The sequence below is a fragment of the Aeromonas sp. CA23 genome (assembly GCF_002587065.1).
GTDB lineage: Bacteria > Pseudomonadota > Gammaproteobacteria > Enterobacterales > Aeromonadaceae > Aeromonas > Aeromonas bestiarum.
The window spans coordinates 3146893-3169421 of record NZ_CP023818.1; the positions used below are offsets into that span (position 1 = coordinate 3146893).

The 22529-nt window shown below is 62.8% G+C and carries 17 protein-coding genes and 1 riboswitch; of the genes, 9 read left to right on the forward strand and 8 right to left on the reverse strand.

Features of this window, described 5'->3' with window-relative positions:
- Positions 1-21: 21 nt before the first annotated feature.
- Positions 22-624, reverse strand: a complete 603-nt coding sequence (locus CK910_RS14775; protein WP_098983818.1) for a DUF924 family protein — start codon at positions 622-624, stop codon at positions 22-24.
- 210 nt (positions 625-834) lie between these two features.
- On the opposite strand from CK910_RS14775, the gene CK910_RS14780 reads away from it, so the two are divergent.
- The 3 genes from CK910_RS14780 to CK910_RS14790 all read left to right on the forward strand — a co-directional run bounded on the left by CK910_RS14780 (position 835) and on the right by CK910_RS14790 (position 5675).
- On the forward strand, positions 835-1752 hold the full coding sequence (locus CK910_RS14780) for a DUF808 domain-containing protein (RefSeq protein WP_098983819.1): 918 nt from the start codon (positions 835-837) through the stop codon (positions 1750-1752).
- 180 nt (positions 1753-1932) lie between these two features.
- On the forward strand, positions 1933-3711 hold the full coding sequence (locus CK910_RS14785; protein WP_098983820.1) for a M3 family oligoendopeptidase: 1779 nt from the start codon (positions 1933-1935) through the stop codon (positions 3709-3711).
- A 155-nt stretch (positions 3712-3866) separates the two neighbouring features.
- Positions 3867-5675 carry a M3 family oligoendopeptidase gene (locus tag CK910_RS14790; protein WP_098985105.1) on the forward strand — a complete coding sequence of 603 codons (1809 nt, stop codon included), beginning with the start codon at positions 3867-3869 and terminating at the stop codon, positions 5673-5675.
- A gap of 55 nt (positions 5676-5730) precedes the next feature.
- Here the strand turns inward: CK910_RS14790 and CK910_RS14795 are convergent, their stop codons facing one another.
- Positions 5731-7128 carry a nucleobase:cation symporter-2 family protein gene (locus CK910_RS14795; protein ID WP_098983821.1) on the reverse strand — a complete coding sequence of 466 codons (1398 nt, stop codon included), beginning with the start codon at positions 7126-7128 and terminating at the stop codon, positions 5731-5733.
- A 484-nt stretch (positions 7129-7612) separates the two neighbouring features.
- On the opposite strand from CK910_RS14795, the gene ycfP reads away from it, so the two are divergent.
- On the forward strand, positions 7613-8152 hold the full coding sequence (gene ycfP / locus CK910_RS14800; protein ID WP_043556158.1) for an alpha/beta hydrolase YcfP: 540 nt from the start codon (positions 7613-7615) through the stop codon (positions 8150-8152).
- Positions 8153-8230: 78 nt separating this feature from the next.
- On the forward strand, positions 8231-9523 hold the full coding sequence (locus tag CK910_RS14805; protein WP_098983822.1) for an NAD(P)/FAD-dependent oxidoreductase: 1293 nt from the start codon (positions 8231-8233) through the stop codon (positions 9521-9523).
- A 91-nt stretch (positions 9524-9614) separates the two neighbouring features.
- On the opposite strand, the gene CK910_RS14810 is transcribed toward CK910_RS14805, so the two are convergent.
- The 3 genes from CK910_RS14810 to CK910_RS14820 are packed head-to-tail and all read right to left on the reverse strand — an operon-like array spanning position 9615 to position 12672.
- Positions 9615-10415: a hypothetical protein gene (locus tag CK910_RS14810; RefSeq protein ID WP_098983823.1), complete on the reverse strand. Its 801-nt coding sequence runs from the start codon at positions 10413-10415 to the stop codon at positions 9615-9617.
- Positions 10416-10461: 46 nt separating this feature from the next.
- Positions 10462-11538 (reverse strand): HBL/NHE enterotoxin family protein, encoded by a 1077-nt coding sequence (locus tag CK910_RS14815; protein ID WP_043141162.1) that lies wholly within the window; start codon positions 11536-11538, stop codon positions 10462-10464.
- 24 nt (positions 11539-11562) lie between these two features.
- Positions 11563-12672, reverse strand: coding sequence for a hypothetical protein (locus CK910_RS14820; RefSeq protein ID WP_098983824.1), 1110 nt, complete (start codon positions 12670-12672; stop codon positions 11563-11565).
- A gap of 434 nt (positions 12673-13106) precedes the next feature.
- Here CK910_RS14820 and CK910_RS14825 point away from each other — a divergent pair, with 434 nt between their 5' ends.
- The 3 genes from CK910_RS14825 (at position 13107) to CK910_RS14835 (ending at position 15547) form a co-directional block, all read left to right on the forward strand.
- Positions 13107-13424: a heavy metal-binding domain-containing protein gene (locus tag CK910_RS14825; protein ID WP_043556151.1), complete on the forward strand. Its 318-nt coding sequence runs from the start codon at positions 13107-13109 to the stop codon at positions 13422-13424.
- A gap of 173 nt (positions 13425-13597) precedes the next feature.
- Positions 13598-14356, forward strand: a complete 759-nt coding sequence (locus CK910_RS14830) for a substrate-binding periplasmic protein (protein WP_098983825.1) — start codon at positions 13598-13600, stop codon at positions 14354-14356.
- A 180-nt stretch (positions 14357-14536) separates the two neighbouring features.
- Positions 14537-15547: a S66 family peptidase gene (locus CK910_RS14835; protein WP_098983826.1), complete on the forward strand. Its 1011-nt coding sequence runs from the start codon at positions 14537-14539 to the stop codon at positions 15545-15547.
- 101 nt (positions 15548-15648) lie between these two features.
- On the opposite strand, the gene CK910_RS14840 is transcribed toward CK910_RS14835, so the two are convergent.
- Complete coding sequence (locus tag CK910_RS14840; protein ID WP_098983827.1) at positions 15649-17910, reverse strand: LTA synthase family protein; 2262 nt, start codon at positions 17908-17910, stop codon at positions 15649-15651.
- A 254-nt stretch (positions 17911-18164) separates the two neighbouring features.
- On the opposite strand from CK910_RS14840, the gene CK910_RS14845 reads away from it, so the two are divergent.
- The gene (locus CK910_RS14845; protein ID WP_098983828.1) at positions 18165-19253 is read left to right on the forward strand and encodes a hypothetical protein; all 1089 of its coding nucleotides are present in this window, start codon (positions 18165-18167) and stop codon (positions 19251-19253) included.
- Between the two features lie 95 nt (positions 19254-19348).
- Here the strand turns inward: CK910_RS14845 and lysC are convergent, their stop codons facing one another.
- Both lysC and argA read right to left on the reverse strand, forming a co-directional pair.
- Entirely contained in the window at positions 19349-20701 is a 1353-nt protein-coding gene (gene lysC / locus CK910_RS14850) for a lysine-sensitive aspartokinase 3 (RefSeq protein WP_098983829.1), read from the reverse strand.
- Between the two features lie 89 nt (positions 20702-20790).
- Positions 20791-21015: riboswitch (Lysine riboswitch) on the reverse strand.
- Between the two features lie 108 nt (positions 21016-21123).
- Positions 21124-22452, reverse strand: coding sequence for an amino-acid N-acetyltransferase (argA, locus tag CK910_RS14855; RefSeq protein ID WP_098985107.1), 1329 nt, complete (start codon positions 22450-22452; stop codon positions 21124-21126).
- Positions 22453-22529: the final 77 nt, after the last annotated feature.

Genomic DNA, 22529 nt, shown 5'->3' on the forward strand with positions numbered 1-22529 from the left:
TTTTTTGTCTCTGCGGCTGGCCTAGAAGCCGGAGCCAGGTTGCTGCAAAAATTCGGCCTCCTCCGGCGTGCTGGTGCGACCCAGGATGGCGTTGCGGTGAGGAAAGCGGCCGAAGCGTTCGATGATCAGCTGATGGCGGCGGGCAAAATCGGCGAAGCCCTCGAAGGTGGCCTGCGCCGGACTGCCGGCCTGCTCGGCCGCCAGCGCCTCGAACAGGGTCACGCTGCGGACTTGCTGCTCGCGCGATTCGGCGTGTTCCAGCGGCAGGTAGAAGAAGACCCGGGCCAGCGGCGAGAGCGCCTTGTCTGCCCCCAGCGACAAGCCCTTCAGACAGAGATCCCGGGCCAGCGGGTCCTGGGCAAAGGCGCCGGGCGTGGCGCGATGTATGTTGCGTGGCAGTTGATCCAGCAGCAGGATCAGCGTCAGCCGGCCGACGGGCACCTCGGCCCAGTGGGCCAGAGAGCCGGTGGCGGCGGCTTCGGCCAGCGCCCCAAAGCGGTCGGCTATCAGCGCATCGGTTTCGCTGCTTTTTCCCCACCAGAGCGGGGCTTGCCGTTTGGCGCGGGTGGCGTCATCGGCGTCATCGCCAAACCAGAAATCGAGCAGAGATTGCCAGGGTTGCATGGGAACTCCTTGAGCCGGGGGGACTCGGGGTGAAACAAGGCCAATTGACCCTGATGTGGTTGCTGCCTAACGGGCGGCTTCTCGTTACACTGTGCCATCTTTTGCCTGAAATAAGGACCCCCCTCTGCTCGGCACTCGCTTGTGGCGCCTGTCCGGCGAGATGGCCTGCGTGCCCGGGGGATGTTTCCACTGAGATGAGGAATGCCTGATATGGCCGGAACCAGTTTGTTGGCCCTGCTCGATGATATAGCCAGCGTGCTCGATGACGTGGCCCTGATGACCAAGGTGGCGGCCAAGAAGACCGCCGGTGTGCTGGGGGACGATCTCGCCCTCAACGCCGAGCAGGTCTCCGGCGTGCGGGCCGAGCGGGAGCTGCCCGTGGTGTGGGCCGTGGCCAAGGGGTCGTTTCGCAACAAGCTCATTCTGGTGCCTGCCGCCATCGCCATCAGCGCCCTGGTGCCCTGGCTCATCACCCCCTTGCTGATGCTGGGGGGCGCCTACCTCTGCTTCGAGGGGGCGGAGAAGCTGGCCCACAAGTTTCTGCCCCACGAGGCGGCAGAGAGCGAGCAACACAGGGGCCCGGTGCCGGACGATCTGGTGGCTTTCGAGCAGCAGAAGATAAAGGGGGCCATTCGCACCGACTTTATCCTCTCTGCCGAGATCATCGTCATCGCGCTCGGCACAGTACAGGGCAGCAGCCTGGGCCTGCAGATCTCTGTGGTGGCGGGCATAGCCCTGCTGATGACGGTAGGGGTCTATGGCCTGGTGGGCCTTATCGTCAAGCTCGACGATATCGGCCTGCACCTGCTGCAAAAGCCCGATGGCAGCCCCTTGCGCCGGGCCGTGGGTCGGGGCCTGCTGGTGACTGCGCCCCGTCTGATGCACCTGCTGGCGCTGGTGGGGACCATCGCCATGTTCATGGTGGGTGGCGGCATTCTGGTGCATGGCTGGCCCTTCGCCTACCACCTGGTTGAAGCTGCGGCCGCAGCCCTTGCCACCTTGCCATCCGTGGGCGCCGTGCTGGCCGCGGTGACGCCGACCCTGCTCAACGCCGTGGCCGGTGTGGTGGCGGGCATGGTGCTGGTGCTGGCCATGACCCTGGTGAGCAAACTCAAACCCGCCAAATAACGGCGGCCTGTCCACTGTTTGTGCTCGGCCGACAGAGGCCGTCGCACAGGTGATTGTTCGTCTTGTTTGCTGACTCGGATGGGGGCTGGGCAAGTGCCGGTCCCCTTCGTACTATCCGAACTGGCACCAGCCCACAGAGGCGGGGCCACATGACATGGATGCAAACAAACAAGGACTATCATGAACCCACCCGTTTGGCTGGATGATCACATCTATGCCGCCCCCGATTGCCCGGCGATCGACGCCGATTTCCAGCGTGCCCGCGAGACCCTGAACAGCCTGCAGCACTTGCTGGATGAACTGCCCAAGACCACCGACATCAATGCCTTGCGCCACCTGCTGCGGGCCATCAGATCCTGCTGGACCGACGTTTGCCGGCTGGCCTGGAACAGCCAGACCTATGCCTATAACCGGCTCAGTCGCAATGGTCGCGATGAGGCGGCGCGTGCGCTGCTCTCCCGTGGTCAGCAGTTGCAGGCGACCCTGGCCCAGCTCAGCAAACCCGTGACCCTGTTCTGGGCAAGCGCCCCCGAGGGGCAGGTGCGGGCCCTGTTGCAGGATCCCGAGCTGTTCGAGCTGGCCTATGCCATCCGTCACGACAGGCGTCAGCAGGATCAACGGCTCTCCTTGGAGAGCGAACAGCTGATCGCGGGGCTGGGGGTGGATGGACTGCAAGGCTGGGGGGATCTCTACGACGGCCTGGTGGGCCGGCTCAGGCCGGTCGTGGACGGAGAGCCCATGGGGCTGGCCCAGGCGGAAAATCTGCTGGCCCACCCGGATCGGGCGCGTCGTGCCAGCGCCTGGCACGGCATTCAGGCCGCCTGGCAGGCAGAGCAGGAGACGGTGGCCGCCATTCTCAACGCCATCAACGGCTGGCGCAACGAGCTCGCCGCCCAGCGTGGCAAGACGCGTCGGCTCGATGCGCTGGATGTCTCCTGTCATCAGAGCCATATCGAGCGCGCCACCCTGGATACCCTGATGGCCGAGGCTGACGCCCACAAGACGCTGGGACGGCGGGCCCTGTGCGCCATGGCCAGCGCCCGGCAGATCAGCGATTTTGCCCCCTGGGATCTCTATGCCCCGGCGCCCGCCGGGACTCCGGCCTCGCTCAGCTTCGAGCAGGCGCTGACCCTGGTGGCCGATGCCTTCGCCGGGTTTGACCCCGAGATGGGGGCCTTTACCCGCATGATGGCCGACAAGGGCTGGATTGACGCGGCCCCCAGCGCAAACCGGCGCAGCGGTGCCTACAGCACCGAATATGCCGATCCCCCCGAGCCTCGGGTGTTTCTCACCTTCGAGGGCACCATGGACAACCTCATCACCCTGGCTCACGAGCTTGGGCACGCCTGGCACAGCTGGTTGCTGCGGGACTTGCCGCTGGAGCAGCGCGACTACCCCAAGACGCTGGCCGAGACCGCCTCCCTGTTTGCCGAGGCCCTGGTGCGTGATGCCCTGTTGGCCGCCACTGACAAGATGGAGCCGCGCCGGGCCATCGCCTGGCTGGATGGGGAGCGCGCCGCCAGCCTGCTGCTCGACATCCCCGCCCGCTTCACCTTCGAGCGGGCGCTGGTGACGGCGCGGGAGCAGGGCTATGTGGGGGCAAGCCAGCTGCGGCAGATGATGAAATCCGCGCAGCAGCAGTGGTATGGTGACACCCTCAGCCAGTACGACGAGCTGTTCTGGGCCAGCAAGTGCCACTTCTCCATCGCTGATCTCGGGTTTTACAACTACCCCTACCTGTTCGGCTATCTGTTCAGCCTGGGGCTCTATGCCCAGAAGGAGCGGGCCGGGGGCGAGTTTGCCCAGGCCTATCGCGCGCTGCTCACCGACACGGGCCGCATGAGCGCCGAGGATCTGGTGGAGAAACACCTGGGGGTCGACATTCGCGAACCCGCCTTCTGGCAGGAGAGCCTGCGCTATGTGGAGGAGGCGGTCGACCGCCTCGAGCGACTGGTGTGACGGGCTGGCCCATCTGATCGCATCGGTTGATCAGACAGGCCGTTCGGGGTCGCCCCGGCGGCCCCTGTTTCTTTCGTAGCGAGCCCGCAGCGGCCCGGCCACGCGCATTTCACCCAGGGCAGCCTCTGCCCCCTGATATTGATGACGAGCGTTTGATGCAGCAACGAATCTACCCACAACAGTGGCACAACCAGCATATCTATCCCGCCCTCGACTGCCCCGAGCTGGAAGCGGACATGAGCCTGGCTCGTGCCAACCTCGCCGAGCTTGCCGGTTTTATCGACGGTCTTGATCAGGTGTTGGGCAACACCGACGCCTTGCCCGATTTTTTGCGCGAAGTGCGTCTGCGGGCCCAGCGGATCCGCAATATCGGCTGGAACGTCGCCATACTGGCGGCCTGCAAGGGCAGTCAGGATGCCCGCGATGTGCTCGCCAAGCAGCTGGCTTCCCGTGCCCGCGCCCTCAACGCCGATCTGTTCAAGACACTGGCGCCGGTGGAAGATCTGATGCTGGGACTGCCCGAGCCCGAGTTTGAACGGCTGATGCAGGATCCCTTGCTCGGAGAAGAGGATTACCGGCTGCGCCATGAGCGCCGGCTGCAGGATCAACGCCTGCCGGTGGAGGCAGAGCAGCTGGTGATTGGGCTTGGCACCGACGGGCTGCATGCCTGGGGCAACCTCTACAACGATCTGGTGGGCAAGATCCGCCTCGTGATCGACGGCCGCGAGATGGGGCTGGCCGAGGCCAGCAACCTGCTATCCAGCCCGGTGCGGGCCCTGCGCCGGGAAGCCTTCGACGCCATCAGTGCCGGCTGGGAAGGGGAGCAGGAGACGGTGGCGGCCATCCTCAACGCCCTCAATGGCTGGCGGCTGGAGCTTTCGCGCCAGCGCGGCAAGCAGCGAACGCTGGATGCGCTGGATCTCTCCTGCCATCAGAGCCACATAGAACGCACCACCCTGGATACCCTCATGACCGAGACCTATCACGCCCGGGGTCTGGGCCAGCGGGCGCTGGGGCTGATGGCGAAGCGACTCGGCATCGACGATCTGGGGCCGGAGGACTTGTTTGCACCGCCCCCGGCCGCCAGCAGCCGCGAGATCCCGTTCGAGGAGGCGATCGAGATCATCGCCGAGGCCTTTGCCCGCTTCGATCCCGAGATGGGGGAGTTTGCACGCATGATGGCCGAGAAGGGCTGGATCGATGCGGAGCCCACCCCGAACCGGCGTACCGGTGCCTACTGCACCAAATTTGCCGATCCGGTGGAGCCGCGGGTCTTCATCACCTACGCCGGCACCATGGACAACGTCATCACGCTCGCCCACGAGCTGGGTCACGCCTGGCACAACTGGCTCATTCGCGATCTGCCCATGAGCCAGCGCAGCTACCCCATGACGCTGGCGGAGACTGCCTCCATCTTCGCCGAGACCCTGGTGCGCAGCGCCCTGTTCGAACAGGCGCAGACACAGGAGCAGCAGCAGGCCATCGCCTGGGCCGAGGCCGACGGCGCCGCCACCTTCCTGGTCAATATTCCGGCCCGCTTCGACTTCGAACAGGCGCTGGTGACCGCCCGCGGACAGGGCTATGTGTCGGCTGAGCGGCTCAAGACCCTGACCGACGAGGCGTGGGGCCGCTGGTATGAGGGGAGCCTCTGCCGTTACCACCCCATGTTCTGGGCGGCCAAGGCGCACTTCTCCATCGCCGGGCTCGGGTTTTACAACTACCCCTATCTGTTTGGCTATCTGTTCAGCCTGGGGGTCTATCAGCAGTTGATGAGCCGTCAGGCGGCGGGGGAAACGAACGTGGCCGGGGCGTATCGCGCCCTGCTGCGCGATACCGGCCGCATGAGCGCCGAAGATCTGGTGGCAAAACACCTGGGTCAGGATATCCGCGAGGCTGCCTTCTGGCAGGGCAGCATGGCGCTGGTGGCGGCAGCGGTGGATCGCTTCGAGCAGACCTGCGGCTAAGGGGACTCTGGCACGTGAAGGCGCCGCCGGGCAGTGTATCTGCCCGGCGGCTTTTTTATGGCCGGGGGTCGACCGGCCGGACCGGGCCCACCAGCAGGGGGCGAGGCTGGTGGCTGAGATCCGGCTGGTAGCCGTTGAAGAAGAGATTCAGCAGCACCGAGCTCAGGGTCGCCAGCAGGATACCGCTGTGCAGCAGCGGCTGCAGTGCGGCGGGAAAGTGCTGAAAGAAGTGGCCGGAGACGGTGGGGATCATGCCTATTCCCAAGCTGATGGCGACTATGTAGAGGTTGTGACGGTTGCTGTTGTAATCGGCCCGCGCCAGGATGCGAATGCCGGTGGCCAGCACCATGCCGAACATGACGATGCCGGCGCCGCCGAGCACGAAGGGGGGAATGGAGGCGACCATCAGCGACATCTTGGGGATCAGGCCAAAGGCGAGCAGTATCCCGCCCGACATGACGCAGACCCAGCGGCTCGACACCCCGGTCACGCTCACCAGCCCGATATTCTGGGAAAACGAGGTGTGGGGGAAGCTGTTGAAGATGCCGCCAATCACGGTTCCTATGCCATCCACCCGCAGCCCCCGCACTATGTCGCCCCGGCTGGCCGGGTGACCGACTATGTCGCCGAGGGCCAGAAACATTCCCATGGATTCGATGAAGGTGATCAGCATGATGACGGTGAGGGTGGCGATGGAGATGGGATCGAAGGTGGGCCAGCCGAAGGCGAAGGGGACTATGGGGGCAAACCAGGCGGCCTCATCCAGGCCGGTCAGGTTCACCTCGCCCATACCGATGGCGATGACGAAGCCGAACAGTATGCCGAGCAGCACAGAGATGTTGCTGAAAAAGCCCTTGGTGAAGCGGGTCACCAGCAAGATGAAGGCCAGCACCAGGAAGCTGGTGCCTATGTAGCGCAGGCTGCCGTACTCGGGATTGCCCTTGCCCCCGGCCATCCAGTCGATCCCCACCTGCATGATGCTGATCCCGATGGAGGTGATCACCACACCCGTCACCACGGTCGGGAAGAGCGGCATCAGGCGACCGACCAGGGGCACCAGCAGGGTGGAGAGGATCCCGGCGGCTATGGTGGCACCGAAGATGCCGGTCAGCCCCAGATCCGGGTTGGCGCCTATGGCCAGCATGGGCATGACGGCGGCGAAGGTGACCGACATGATGACCGGCAGCCGGATCCCGGCAAACCGGCCTATCCCCAGACACTGCAGCAGGGTGACGATACCGCAGCAGAACAGATCCGAGCTGATGAGATAAGAGATTTGATCCTTGGGCAGCCCCAGGCTGCCGCCTATCACCAGCGGCACCGCCACGGCGCCGGCGTACATCACCAGCACATGTTGCAAGCCCAGGGTAAAGAGCTGGCCAGGGGGGAGCATGCGTTCCACTTCATCGACGGGACTGTGGGTGGTCGTCCCGGGGGGATTGGTCTGGTTCATGAATACCTCACTCCTTGCGGCCCGACCGGTACGGCCGGGCAAGATGGGCTGGCTGCCCCGCTCAGGGACCCGGGATGGGTTGGACAGGGGGACGGGCGCCGATCCTGTGCGCGCAGGCATGATCGGCGTGGATGGCCAGCCCGGCTGCGCACCCATGGAGACGGATACTGCACAAAACGTGCGCATTGGCTTGGTAGTGATGCGCCTGCCGGTGGTTTTGTGGACGGGATCACAGGGTTGGCAAGCTATGAAGGGCAATCGTTTGCTGGCCCGCGGGACGGGCTCTCACATTGGTAGCCGGCGTATCATTTCTGCCTTGCGGGCTCTCACTTTGATACTCGCGCGGGGGAAAGGCCCCCTCAATCTGGTTTCATCCGCAACCGGAGGCGTGATCCAAAGCAAGAAAGTGGGATGTTTTGGTGGCGCAGGGCCCCGCCGCTGGGGTAGGTTCGATAGAACCGACACAGTTTTTGAGGTCTTGTCCATGATCATCTATCTGCATGGTTTTGATGCCACCAGCCCCGGCAATCATGAAAAAGTGCTGCAGTTGCAGTTTATCGATGATGATGTGCGTTTCGTGCACTACAGCACGGTTCATCCCCGTCATGACATGAGCCACCTGCTCAAGGAAGTGAAGAAGCAGCTCGACATGAGCACGGACCCCAAGCCCCTCATCTGCGGAGTGGGGCTGGGAGGCTACTGGAGCGAGCGGATCGGCTTCCTGTGCGGCATCAAGCAGGTGATCTTCAATCCCAACCTGCACCCCGAGATCACCATGCAGGGCAAGATAGACAGACCGGAAGAGTACGAGGATATAGGCACCAAATGTGTGTCTGAATTTCGTAGTAAAAATTCAGGAAATTGCCTCTGCATCCTTTCCGTTCAGGATGAAATCCGCGATAATGGCGAAACTGAGCGTGAATTGAAGAATTATTACAACATCGTGTGGGATGAGCGAGAGACTCACAAGTTCAGGAACATCTCTCATCACCTGCAACAGATGAAGGCTTTCAAGGAAGCCTGATTGATCGTCACGTCATGGATTCAACTATCAAGGGAGCCGATGGCTCCCTTCGCTTTAATGGAACCGAGGTAATTAACCATGACCAATATTGTTGTCGTCGGCGGCGGGGCCGGCGGTCTGGAGCTGGCCACCAGCCTGGGTCGCAAGCTGGGCAAGAAGAACAAGGCGAAGATCACCCTGGTCGATCGCAACCGTACCCACCTGTGGAAACCCCTGCTGCACGAAGTGGCCACCGGCTCCATGGATGCGGGCATCGATGCCCTGAGCTACCAGTCCCATGCCAAGAACCATGGTTTCGATTTCCAGCTGGGCAGCCTGACCGACATCAAGCGCGACGAAAAGCGCATCGTACTGGCGAAGATCGTCGACGATAACGGTGACATAGTGGTCAACGAGCGGGAACTGCCCTACGACATCCTGGTGATGGCGATCGGTTCCGTGTCCAACGACTTCAACACCAAGGGCATCAAGGATCACTGCATCTTCCTGGACAGCCCCTCCCAGGCACACCGCTTCCACAACAGCATGATGAACCGCTTCCTGCAGTTCGCCACCGAATACCAGCCCGGTGACAAGGTGAAGATCGCCATCGTCGGCGGCGGTGCCACCGGCGTCGAGCTCTCTGCCGAGCTCTACAACGCGGTGGAGCAGCTCTATGCCTACGGCTTCAAGAACCTCACCACCGACAGCCTGAAGGTGAGCCTGGTGGAAGCGGGCCCCCGCATCCTGCCGGCACTGCCGGAGCGCATCAGTGGCGCCGCCCATCAGGAGCTGGTGAAGCTGGGGGTGGACGTGCGTACCGCCACCATGATCACCGAAGCGACCAGCGAGGGTCTGCACACCAAGGATGGCGAGCTCATCGAAGCGGATCTGATGGTGTGGGCCGCCGGCATCAAGGCGCCGGACTTCATGAAGGATATCGCCGGGCTCGAGACCAACCGCATCAACCAGCTGGTGGTGAAAGAGACGCTGCAGACCAGCCGTGACGAGAACATCTTCGTCATCGGTGACTGTGCCGCCTGCCCGCAGCCGGATGGCAAGTTTGTGCCGCCGCGCGCCCAGTCCGCCCACCAGATGGCGACCCAGGCGTGCAAGAACATCCTGGCCAAGCTGGAAGGGGGCGAGATGAAGCCCTACCTCTACCACGATCACGGCTCGCTGGTGTCGCTGAGCCGCTTCTCCACCGTGGGCAGCCTGATGGGCAACCTGATGCGTGGCTCCATGATGGTGGAAGGCTACATAGCCCGCATGGTGTACATCTCGCTCTATCGGATGCACCAAGTCGCCCTGCACGGCTACGTCAAGACCGGTCTCATCATGCTGGTGGGTCGCATCAACCGGGTGCTGCGCCCGACCCTGAAGCTGCACTAAGCCGCTTGGGGCAAACGTGCAGGGGCGGCAATGGCCCAGCGCACCATGAAAAAGGAGAGGCCAAGGCCTCTCCTTTTTTGTTTCAGGGATATCAGGAGGCGTCCACCTGCAGGGTGCGAACCTCGGTGAGGGCGGCGGTGAAGAAGAGCCGCGCCAGCTCAGGATCCCCTTGCCCGGCATCGCGGGCGACGTTGGCAATATCGCCGCCGAGCAGGGTGATGGTGTTGCCGACCTTGCTCACCCGATCGATGAGGGAACCGAATTGCTGGGAGAATGCCGTCGTCTGGCCGAGAAAGCCTTGCTGACGCTGGATCTGCCCCTCAATCTGGTTCACCTGTCCCTCCAGACTGTTCACCTTGTTCTGGGTTTGCGTCAGGGTGACGGCCAGGGCGATGAGGCCCGGCAACCCCAGCAATCCCAGCCCCAGCAGGTAGAGCTTTTTCTTGTTGAGGGAGTCCAGCTCCTGACGGGCCCCGGCCAGGTTGGATTGCAGCCCGGCTATGGTGGCTTGCAGCTCCACGCCGATCCGTTGCAACGCTATGTTGTCTTGCGTTATGCGATCGTTGGCCGTCTGGCTGGCGGTCAGGGTCTGGGCGGTCAGCGTCTGGATGGGGGCGATCTCCTGCTGGACCAGATCGACGAATGCCTTGAGCGCCTCTGGGTTGAAGGGGCCGGTATTGGCCAGCTGCTGCGTCAGTTGCACCTCCAGGCGCGCACCAAACGCCAGGACCTGCTGCTGCATGGTTTGCACCTGGGGCAGCAGCGCCGCGACCACCTCCTCGACGTTCTGCTGGATGTTGACGGCGTTTTGCGGCAGACCGGTGAAGGACTGAATGACGGCTTCGGCCTGCTGCATGTTGGCAATGGATTGAGAAAGAATACCGTTGCTCATGGGGTCTCCTTGATGGAAGAGGGCGGCCTGGCCGCCCTCCCGTGGTTTAGGCGGCCAGACGGCCGACGAAATCGGCTATGGTGGCGGTCGCGGGCACTTGCATGGGGCTGACGCCGGCCATCTGGGCCTTGATGGTGTTCACGTCGACGAGCACCGTCTTCACTGTGGTGTCGGCGGCGGTCAACCAGAGCTGGCGGATGTCGTCGCCGCTGGTGATGCCCTTGTCCAGATCCGTGATCAGGCTGCCGAGATCCGAGGTCAGGGCGTCCCAGGCATTGCTCATCTGGGTCGCGGCATTGACCGCGTTTTGGGCCTGTACCTGGAGCCCTTTATAACCATTGCCGATCTGGGTGGCGATCAGTACCTCGCTGTTGAGGTTGCTGCGCTTCTGGTACAGATCCTGGCGGGCGCCCAGCGAGTTGTGCAGCACTATGGAGCCTGCCGTGATACCGGCGGCGCCTGCCACCATCATGGCGACGCCACCTATTACCACAGGTGTCGAGGTGCCGGCGGTGACGAAGTCGGCCACTGCGCCTATGGCAGTGACGAAGGCGCCGCCAATCACCAGCAAGCCCCCAACCACTATGCCGGCGATGGCGCCGTCGATGGCCGCATTGACCTTGTCGATGTCACCGTTGAGCTGAGCCAGCACCCCGTTGTCACCCTGCACCTTGCTGTTGAGGTTCACCACTATGCCCTGGAAGTTGCGGGAGTCGGTGATCAGATTGTTGTTGAGATCCAGGATAATAAGGCGGGTGTCGGAGGATACCTTGTGGTACTCGGTGGCCTGTTCCTTGATGACGTTCAACTGCCTGAGCCACTGGGCCTTGGTGGAACCGGGAGGAAGCACGGTCGGGATGGCATTTTGCAGGGCGTAGTAGTTGGAGATGTTGCTGATGTTGGTGATGATCTGCGGCTGGATCTGGTTGAGGTACAGATCCGCATGCCCTTTGGCGACGTCCAGTCCCTGGTTGATCTGGGTCTGGTTGTCCTTGAGGTTCGGGAACTGGCTGAAATCCACGGACACCTGTTGCTTGACGCTGTTGCAATAGGTCTGGATCTGCAGCGCCTGACCGGCCTGACCGGCCATGCTCTGATCCATGGAGATGGTTGCGTTTATCATGTCTATCGTCCTTTTGTGGTGGGGTTAAGCATCGGGCAGGACGCCGTTGCCGGCGTAGGCGGTCTTGATGTCATTCACCTGATCGGAGAGCAGTTGCCAGGATTGGGTATCCAGCGCCAGGGTGCGCCTGAGCAGACGCACATCGCCGTCGTTGCTGAGGTCGGCCACTATGGGGACGGCGCTCTGATAGGCGTCGGCCACCTTCTGCCAGCCCGAGGGCAGGCCGGTGATCGCCCGGGCTACCGTCTCGTAGGTGCTGACAAACAGCTGGTTCTGGGCCTGCACCGACTTTGCGACCGTCAGCATGGCGTTGGTCTCGGCCAGCGCCTGGTAGGCCTGAGCCAGTTTCTGGGTATTGGCCTTGAGCTCCTTGGCCGCCAGGCTGGCACCGGCTATGCCGGATGACAGGGCCTGGATACCGGCGATCATGTATTGGGTCTGCTGGTCTGGCCCCTTGGCCGTGCCTTGGCTAGCGGCAGGCTTGGCGGCGGGTTTTTCCTCCAGCGCCAGCGAGGTCACGATAGCGTGGCCCAGTTGGCTGACACCCTCACCGGCCTTGCCACCCTCATCGACAATGGCCTGAATGTTTGCCGCTATGGCCTGGTTAAGTGCGTCTATGGCCTTGGCCTGGCGCTGGGCATCGGCGATCAGATCCTGCTCGAGCTGAGTGATCACCCCCAGGAAGTTCTCCATCAGGGGACGCAGTGAACCCCAGGCGACCTGAACCCGGGTGTTGAGCGTCTGGGCCAAGAGCCGGTAACTCCGGGCCTGATCGGCCAGCGAGGTCAGCTGCTCTGCCAGCTTGACTTGCCCGGCCAGCACGGCTGCATCGTCATCCTGGCCGAGCAAGCGGTTGAAGGCCGCGACCAGGGCGTAGAAATTCGAGCCATAGCTCATCAGATGGATAAGGCCAGGCAGGTTGTCTTGCTGGTAGTAGCGCGCCTGGTTGAGCATCTGGGCCTGGTAGGCCTCAATCTTGACTGCCAGGGATGAGTCGAGCTCACTCCTGGCCAGGGACTGCTGCATCAGCAGCAGATTGGCATAGCTCTGGTTGAGCAGGGCCGGCGAGGCCGCAGACAGGTAGGCTGCCAGCAGGCCTTGATCCCCGAGATCCAGCGTAGTGATTGTGGTCATGGTGTGGCCTCCGCACGGGCTTCGGCGAGGTGGCTTGCGTGGAAAGGTACCCGCGTTGAAGGGGTGGGATGAGGTGGTCGGGTGTCGAGCTGCATCATGATGCTGTCCTCGTGACGAAGTGGGTCAGTCTCCGGCGTCGGGCCGGGACAGACTCACCCTATGGAAAGGCGAAATGGGCCACAACTGACACTTCTATCACTTGATGTTTGGGCCAGATCGGCTATTGAGGGGCGCCTGGATGCTGATCGTGCGCTTGCTCAACCTTGTCTCCCGTTGCTTGATGCCGGCAGGATCCAACCGGTCGACTCTCTACGGAACCTGCCCCTCCAAACACAGACAGCACTGATCCACAGACACGTATCGAGTCTGTTTTCTTGCCTGGAAACTATCGCTGCTTTAGGCTGTCTACCCAGTGAATCGATAAGGAAACCAAGATGATCCTCTCAACCACCCCCACCCTGGAAGGCAAGACCATTCGTGAATATCGCGGCATAGTCGTGGGCGAAGCCATCCTCGGCGCCAACATCTTCAAGGATCTGTTTGCCGGGATCCGCGACATCATAGGCGGCCGCTCCGGCGCCTACGAAAAAGAGCTGGCCCGTGCCCGCGAGATTGCCTTCGATGAGCTCAAAGAACGTGCCTCCGCCCTGGGTGCCAATGCCGTGGTCGGCATCGACATCGACTACGAGGTGGTGGGGCAAAACGGCAGCATGCTGATGGTCAGCATCAGCGGCACCGCCGTGCTGGTCTGATCCCTTGAATACTCTGAAAAACCGGCAACCTTCTGCCGGTTTTTCAGTTTCTGCGTCCCGGCGTGGCGGGATGGCAGCCGATCAGATGCCTGTGCTTGACGGTCAGCCGCTATACGCAGTACGGCTCATGCCCGCCATACTTGACACAAGAGAGGACGGTCTGGAGGTCAATCATGTTCCATATTCGCTGGTTATTGTTGTGGTGCTGGCTGGGCAGTGCCATGGGGGCAAGCATTCAGGCGGTGACAGAGGAGCTTCCCCCTTACAACTACCGGGATAGGGATGGTCAGGTCACAGGGCTCTCGGTGGATATGCTGCACCGAATGCTGGAGGTCAGCGGCATCACGCTCGACAGCAAGGGGATACAACTGCTGCCCTGGGCGCGGGCCTACCAGATGGCGCAGTATGATCCCGATACCGTCATTTTCAGCATGATACGGCTCCCGGAGCGGGAGGCGCTCTTCCATTGGATTGGCCCAATCGGTCCTCGCGTCATCTGGTTTTATCGCCTGGCAAACCGTGACGATCTGGTGGCCAGCCAGCTAGCCGAGCTGGCTCCCTGGCGGATTGCCGTGGTGCGCGACTCGGCGATGGCCCGTGAGCTGTCGGGAAAAGGGCTCAATCTGGTATTGGTACACGACGAGGATGACAAGTTTCGCATGATGTTGCGCGGGAGGGCAGACGTGGCCCCTGCCATGCAGATGGGGGCCGCCTATCACATAGAGACATTGGGGCATCACTACTCGGATTTTGTCCCCATGTTCCAGTTCCAGGAGACAATGTTGTTCTACTTCGCCTTCAGCCGCAACACGGATGACGCCACCATACAGCAGCTTCAGAAGGCATTCGATCAGATGCGCAAGGATGGCTCCTACGAGAAGATCACCCAGAAATGGGTGCGCCGTTTCTGGGTTAAACCGACCAGCGAGTGAATCACTCCGCGTGCCCGTGCCCGGCCTCAATCCCCTGATCATCAACCGGCTGGAGCCGGGCAGCACCTTGGCACTGCCATCTTTTCCTGGTGTCTTTAGGGCCATGACATGGCTATTATGAGTCCTTTCTTGTGGGCGGCTATGCCCTGGATGGCCATAATCGGAACAGGACGTCTTGCGATGACATCACTCAAGCCGCCAGGGCTCAAACCTGGCGACACCATAGGTTTTTTCTCCCCCTCCAGCGCGGCCACGGCCTGGGCGCCACAGCGCTTTGCTCGCGCCAGGGCATTTTTGGAGGCACAGGGCTTCAGGCTCAAGGCGGGCAGCCTGACCGGCCAGCAGGATCACTGGCGATCCGGCTCCATAGCCGCGCGGGCAGCCGAGCTCAATGCACTCATTCGCGATCCAGAGGTGCGTTGCATCATGTCGGTGATCGGCGGCAGCAATTCCAACTCCCTGCTGCCGTATCTCGATTACGAGGCGCTGAAACGGGACCCCAAGATCATCATCGGCTACTCGGACGTGACGGCCCTGTTGCTCGGGATTTATGCCAAAACCGGCCTGGTTACCTTCTACGGGCCGGCGCTGGTGGCCTCGTTCGGTGAATTGCCGCCGCTGGTGGACGAGACCCTGTCGGGCTTTCGCCAGATCTGCCAGGCCGGTGGCGCCGTCGTGCCTCATACCTTGCCGACCCCGGCGCAATGGACCGACGAGCGGCTGGATTGGGAAAACCAGACCCGGGCCAAGCAGTGCCTGCCCAACCGGCTGATCTCGGTGGGATCGGGCAAGGTGCGGGGCAGGCTGATCGGCGGCAACCTCAATACCCTGGCGGGGATCTGGGGCTCCCCTTACATGCCGCCGATTGAAAGCGGGGATATTCTGTTGCTGGAAGACAGCCTGCTGTCCGCCGAAACCGTTGAGCGATCCTTTGCCCACCTCAAGCTGTGCGGGGTGTTCGAGCGCATCGGTGCTCTGGTGCTCGGCAAGCACGAGCTCTTCAACCAACAGGGCAGTGGCAAGCGGCCGCTCGATATTCTGCTGGAAGTAGTGGGGGAGCCGGCCTTTCCCATACTGGCGGAGTTTGACTGCGCCCACACCCACCCCATGCTGACCCTGCCTCTTGGCATAGAGGCTGAGCTAGATCTCGATGCCCAGACTCTCACCCTGTGCGAGCCCTGGCTGCGTTAGCGGCCGTGTCAGCTCAGGCTCGGCGTAGTAGCCGATCGCAATCCAGACCAGAATGCAAAGAGGCCGCAACAGCGGCCTCTTTTACGTTCTCAGATCCGGGATCAGGGCAGGGCATCCGGCCGGAAGCTGGCCCGGATCTGCGGCACCAGGGGCGAGACGTCGAATCCCTTCTCTTCACCCAGTACAGGGTGGAGCAGGGCCAGATCCGGGATCGGGGTCAGATCCCCCGCCAGCAGCTGGCGGGTGGCCTGGCCCATCTGGTAGAGCTGGCGCACCGGGGCAAACTGGGTCGCGAGGTTGAGGGCACCATCATCGCGGGCAAAGGCCATCATGGGGATCTGGTAGGTGGCATCGCGAGGCGGCTTGTCACCGTGAATCCCCTTGCCCGCCGACATCAGAAACGGCTGGTGATCGCCAAAGGCCACCACCAGATAGCGCTTGCCGGACTGGTCCAGGGTCTTGAGCAGTCGCTCCAGCGAAGCCATGGCATCCACCACCCCGGTGTAGTAGGTGTTGAGCAGCTGGCGCTCTGCCGCGCTCTGATCAGGACAGGCCTTGTCGAGTTGCTGGGCCTGATAGCGATCCCCGTCGAAGGGGCCGTGGCCCTGCATGGTGACCGCATAGGCAAACAGGGGCTGGCTATCCTGTTCGCTGCGCCTGAGCAGGTGATCGATCAGTGCATCATCCGAGATATAGAGCCCTTTATGTTCGAGCGTGGTGAAGCGGGTATCGAACCAGCGCTCCTCGTAGCCAAGGGCCGGGATCGCCTTGGCGCGGCCCCAGAACTTCTCCACATAGGGGTGGGCAAACAGGGTCTTGTAGCCACTTTGCCTGGCGCTTTGCGCAAGGCCGGGCACCTGCTCCGAGAGGTAGTAGTAGGGCACGACCCCCTGCTTGAGCAGGCCCACCGGCAGGCCCGTGTTCATCTCGAACTCGGCCAGTACCGTCATGCCGCCCGTGGTGGGGGAGTGGATGGTCTTGTGCCACTGCTGCACGCTGGCGGGCAGGCTAAGGGTCGGGGGCGGGGCGCAGATCTTGCCTTGCCAGCCGAGCCAGAGCGACTCGTACTGCAGCACTATCACCAGATCGAAGCGGGGGGCTTGCCCCTGGCTTGCATGGCTGAGCTGGGGAGTGAGCTCGTTGATCTGCAAGGGGTAGCGAAACACGCTGCCGTTTTGCAGCATCTCGTCCACCAGGTTGAACAGATAGAGGCCGGGGCCGGCCCGTATGATGTCCCTGTGATAGTTGACCACCCTGTCCACGTAGCGAATGTTGGCCCCCAGTAGCTTGTTGCCGGTCTGGGTGGCGAATACGCACAGGGCAAAGAAGGCGGCGGTGGCGGCCAGGGTGCGCAGGATCCAGCGCGACAGGGCGAAGCGCCAGCAGAGAAACAGCAGCAGGCCGGCGCCCAGCACTGGCAACACTGGATGTTGTTCCAGCAGGATGCGCAGCAGCGCCAGCAGGTTGCCGAGATCGTCCCCCCCCAGCGGCACCCCGTAGATGGCGATCTTCATGAAGTTGGCGAGCAGGCCTATGCCGGAGAGGGCGGTGAACACCAGCCCCATGTAGAGGTTGAAACCCGCCAGCGCGCAGAGGCTCCAGCCCAGCACCATGCTGCCCCAGGCGAGGTAGTAGTGCTCGGGCCTGAAACCGGACCAGAGCAGAAACTCCCCCAGTTTGAACACCACGAAGCCGTGCAGCAGCACGAAGGTGAGGTTGCCGAGCAGCAGGCTGCCGATGACTCGCCAGCGCAGGCTGCGTCTGAGGCGGGGCAGCACGGTTCTGAGCACGGCGGCGCTCAGGGCCAGCACCAGCACCAGGCTGGTGAAGAGGTAGCTGAGGTTGAAACCCTGTTCCGGCAGGGTCTGCAGGATCTGGCTGAACTCGGCGCTCTCGGGTCTCTCCTTGAGCAGCAGGCCGATCCGCAGCTGATAGCGGCTGGCGAGGGCATCGTCGGGCGCCCGCAGTGTGCTGTTGAGATCCAGGGTACAGCGGGTTTTGCGGCACACCTGGCGCTTGTCTACCGGCTGATTCAGTTGATCGATCCGCTCACCCCGTTCGTTGAGCAACTCCACCCGTACCTTGTCCCCCTCCTGCAACGGCTTGAGCAGTTGCCACTGGCTGCGCACCACCAGGTAGAGGCCACGGCTGTCGCTCTTGTAGAGCAGGGCATGACGGGTGAGGGTGGCGATCGGCTGATCGGCAGGCCCCAGTACCAGCGGCTGGGCCCGGCCGAGCCAGCTGCCAGGATTGATCTGCGGCAGTATCAGGGTCAGCAGCAGCAGCGCGGCCAGCAAGCCAAGCAGCAGGGAGGGCAGACTGGGTACCCTGGCTGACAAGCGTGCTGAAGAGGGGACTTTCATATGAGCTCATCCTTTGAGCGAGTGATGACGGCGACTGGTTGCTGCATTTAATTTGACCCGATGGTGAGGGGCTTGTTCCTTGTTGTCAATTTAATGACCAGACAATGAATATTTCATGACCATGGATCCATGCAAACTGTGATCCGGATCGGACGGCCACACTCATTCTGTGATGAAAGCGTCATCATGACGCTTTGCCTCTGGTCTGCGCCTGCCTTGCTGCTTAGTCTCTCAATAATGATGGAGGTGCATGTATGAATCCCAAAGTAGCGGCACGTCAGGCAAGATTGCTCCGCATGCTGGAGAGCAAGGAGGAGATCCGGATCGGACGCGAGCGGGATTGCCCCTTGCCACTGGCGCAGCTGGTGAGACTCAAGGAGGATCATCCCGCCGTGATCAAGGTGTATCGTCACGGCCTCACCGCCGAGGTGTTTCACCTCAAGGTGGAGGGACATCACTGGTGCCTGAAACGGCGCCGGCACGACTCCCTGGTGGCCAACGTCGACGGCAAGACTGCCTTCCTGACCGAGCTGGAGCGGCGGCGCGAGATAGAGGCCCTGCGCGAGCTGCACCCCACCATTCTCTCCAATGTGGTCTGTACCTGCTTCGGCTCGGCCCGGGCCGGGGTGCTCATCTCCCCCTGGCTGCGGGGCGTGCCTGTGCATGATCTCAACGAGCGCAATCTGGCGCAGATGCTGGCGGTGCAGGCCGAGCTTGCCCACTGGGGCTGGTTTGACTGGGATCCGAGCCCGGGCAACCTGCTCGACGATGGCCAGCAGATCGCCGTGTTCGACTTTGGTTACATGTGGCCGTTCGATCCCCGTCATGAATTCAACTCCAACGGCCTCTCCGATCCCCAGTTTCATGTGCCCGAGCGGCTGGAGACCCGCACCCTCTCCGGCCTCTGGCTCGATGAGCCGGATCCCCTTCCGCAGTTTCGCTACTGGCGCGGTCTGTGCCTGGCCTGGGTGCAGCGCGAGCTGCAATACCTGGCCCGGGAGGGTGCCAGCGCCCCCGTGCTGGCCCGCTTGCAGGGCTTGCAGGGGGAGTGGCGCTCGGCACTGGCCAGCGACGCGGCGCTGGCCGCCAACTGGTGGCGCGACATGTATCGCAGCCACAGGCTCGACATCCAGGATGATCTCAGCGGCAAGAGCTGCGGTCCGCTCACCCTGCGCCGGCTCGACTGGCTGGAGCGGGCTGTGACCGAGCACTTCGCCGAGCTGGCGGACAACCTGGGACCGGACGAAGCCGGGCTTGACCAGGCGGCGCTGCTGGCCCGACTCGCTGGCCTGCGCGAGGCGATCCGCGCCTGTCTGCTGCCGGTGCCCACTTTGGCGGGCTAGGCTGGCGCGGCTATCTGCGTCTATGACCTTGGCTGCAACGAAAAGAGGGGCACCCTGGGTGCCCCTCTTTCATGCAGTGTCAAACCTCGACTGGCTCAGTCGAGCAGCTCCTGGTGGAGGCGGTTGACTATGTGGCCCGCCTCCTCTTCCTTGACCAGGAAGCAGAGGTTATGGGCGCTGGCGCCGTAACAGATCATGCGGATGTTGTGCTCGCGGATGGCGTCAAAGACCTGACTGCCCACCCCGGCCGCCTCGCTCATGCGGTTGCCGATGAGCGCCACCAGCGCCAGCCCTGTCTCCACCTTCACCTTGCACAGCTGACCCAGCTCGGCCAGCACCTTGTCGCTCAAGATGGGCTCGCCGTTGCTCTGGCTGCCGGTGTGATCCAGGGTCAGCGACACGCTCACCTCCGAGGTGGTGATGAGATCCACCGAGATGCGGTGACGGGCCAGGATGCCGAACACCTCGGCCAGGAAGCCATAGGCGTGGAACATGTTGAGGCTGTGGAGGGTGACCAGCACCTGCTGGCGGCGCAGCGCCACGGCGCGAAACAGCGGGCTGGTGCGGGTGCTGGCGCGGATCCAGGTGCCGCCGGCCGCCGGATCCTTGCTGGAGCCGACAAACACGGGTATGTCCTGGCGTACCGCCGGCTGCAGGGTGGCCGGGTGCAGCACCTTGGCGCCGAAGGTGGCCATCTCGGCCGCCTCGACGAAGCTGATTTCGGGGATGGGGCGGGCGCGGGTGACTAGGCGCGGATCCGTGGTGTAGATGCCGGGCACGTCGGTCCAGATCTCTATGCTGCCCGCATCCAGCGCCTCGGCAAGCAGGGCGGCGCTGTAATCGGAGCCGCCCCGACCGAGCGTGGTGGTGCGGCCATCGGCATCCGAGCCGATGAAGCCCTGGGTGATGATGAGGCTGTCGCCGAGCAGGGGGCCCAGTGCCTGCTGGCAGAGGATGCGGGTGGCGGCGAGATCCACGGTCGCCTTGCCAAAGCGGCTGTCGGTGCGCATCAGCTGACGCACATCCTGCCAGTGGGCCTTGACGCCGCGCTGGCGCAGCAGCTCGGTAAAGAGGCGGGTGGACATCAGCTCGCCGCAGGCGATGAGGCGATCGGCCAGCTCGGCATCCGTATGCTGACTGGCCTGGCGCGCCATGGTGCGGATCTCGCCGAGGGTGGCATGGATCAGGGTGCTCAGATCGCTTGGGTCACCCAGCGCCGTCAGTATGGCCTGCTGGATCTCGGCCAGTTTGGCCAGCTGCGCCTCCTGGCCCGTCTCGTCCAGATCGCCTTGGGCCAAGGCCACCAGCAGGTTGGTGACGCCGGCACTGGCGCTCAGCACCACCACCCGGGTCGCCGGGTTGGCCAGCACCACATCGGCGCAGTTGTTCATGGCCGCAGCCGTGGCGACACTGGTTCCGCCAAACTTGGCGACATTGATCGGGCTCATTGCTTACTCCTGTCTTAATTTAAAAATCCGGATCCATCGGGCAAAAAGAGAGGAGGAGGCTGAAAATGGCAGGAATGAGAGAGGCTATCCCGGCCAGAAGCACTCCACCCGCAGAGCCCATCCCGTACCAGCCCCTTGTGGGGCTCGGTGGGGGATGACCACTACCGATGACAACCCGGGGGATTCAGCCCCCGCAGCCGACGTTGAGGTATCCAGTTGCCTCACTCGTCTCGGCGCTGCTCCCCCTGACCCAAGTTCATCGGACTCTGGCGTCCTCCCTCGGGCTGCCTGGGCAGCGCTCCTCTTCTGGCTCCACCGCAGGCGGTGGAGTGCAATTAGAAATACCCTGCGCTGGATTGCACTGTCAATCGAGATCGTGAAAAACTTAACAATCGGCGACAACCAGACACAAGATCAATAACTTACGAAATGGTTTTTGACAAAACCTTGGAGCGGCGCTGCCAGTTGTAGAAGCGCTGCCGTTCCACCGGCAGGTCTTCCACCTCCAGCGGCTCGAAGCCCCGCTCCCGGAACCAGTGAATGGAGCGGGTGGTGAGCACGAACAGGCGGCGAATGCCGAGCCGCTTGGCCCGCTCGGCCACCTTGGCCACCAGCTGATCCCCCCGGTTGGAGTTGCGATACTCGGGGTGAATGGCGACGCAGGCCATCTCCGCCATCGCCTCTTCCATGAAGCAGTAGAGCGCCGCGCAGCCGATGATGAGGCCGTCGCGCTCTATGATGGTGAACTTGTCTATTTCCATCTCCAGCTGCTCGCGGGAGCGGCGCACCAGTATGCCTTCCTCCTCCAGCGGGCGGATGAGATCCAGAATGCCACCGATATCTTCTATGGTGGCGGCACGGGCCTGTTCGGCACTTTCCCGCACTATCTGGGTGCCGAGACCATCGCGGCTGAACAGCTCCTGCAGCATGGCTCCGTCATCCTGATAGCTCACCAGGTGGGAGCGGGGTACGCCGCCGCGGCAGGAGGCAATCGCCGCCCGCAGGTAGCGGGCAGTGCCGGACATCTCTTCCCCCGCCTGCTCCAGCTCCACCAGCAGCTCCTCGGCCTGCTCGGGGAAGAGTTCGGAGATGGCCTCGCCGTGTCTGTCCATCACCCCCTGGGTGCTGCTGAAACAGATGAGCTTGTCGGCCTTGAGATCCACTGCCACCCGGCGGGCCACCTCTTCCGAGCTCAGGTTGAAGCTCTCGCCGGTGACCGAGCAGCCGATGGGGGAAATGAGCACCAGGCTCTTCTGATCCAGCTGGCGAGTGATCCCCTCCACGTCGATGCGGCGCACCCGACCGCTGTGGCAAAAGTCGATGCCGTCATCCACCCCGAGCGGCTGGGCGGTGACGAAGTTGCCGCTCACCACGCTGATGCGCGCCCCCTGCATGGGCGTATTGGCCAGCCCCATGGAGAGCTGGGCCGTGATGTCGTACTGCAGGCCGCCACACACCTGTTTGATGAGGGCGAAGCTGGCGTCATCGGTGACCCGGATCCGTCTGTGGTATTGCGCCTCGATGCCGGCCCGGGCCAGCGCCTCGTCGTTTTGCGGACGTGAGCCGAACACCAGCACCAGGCGTATCCCCAAGGTCTGCAGCAGGGCGATATCGCTGACGATGTTGGCAAAGTTGGGGTGGCAGAGGGCTTCCCCACCCATCATCAGCACGAAGGTGGCGCCTCTGTGCACGTTGACATAGGGGGTAGACTGCCGAAAGGCATAGACCAGGCTGGGTTCGCGTTCACGCACGTGATTCTTTCCATAAAAAAACAGCAATGGGCTCAATATATGAAAATAAATTCACAAATCAAGACTAAATATTGATT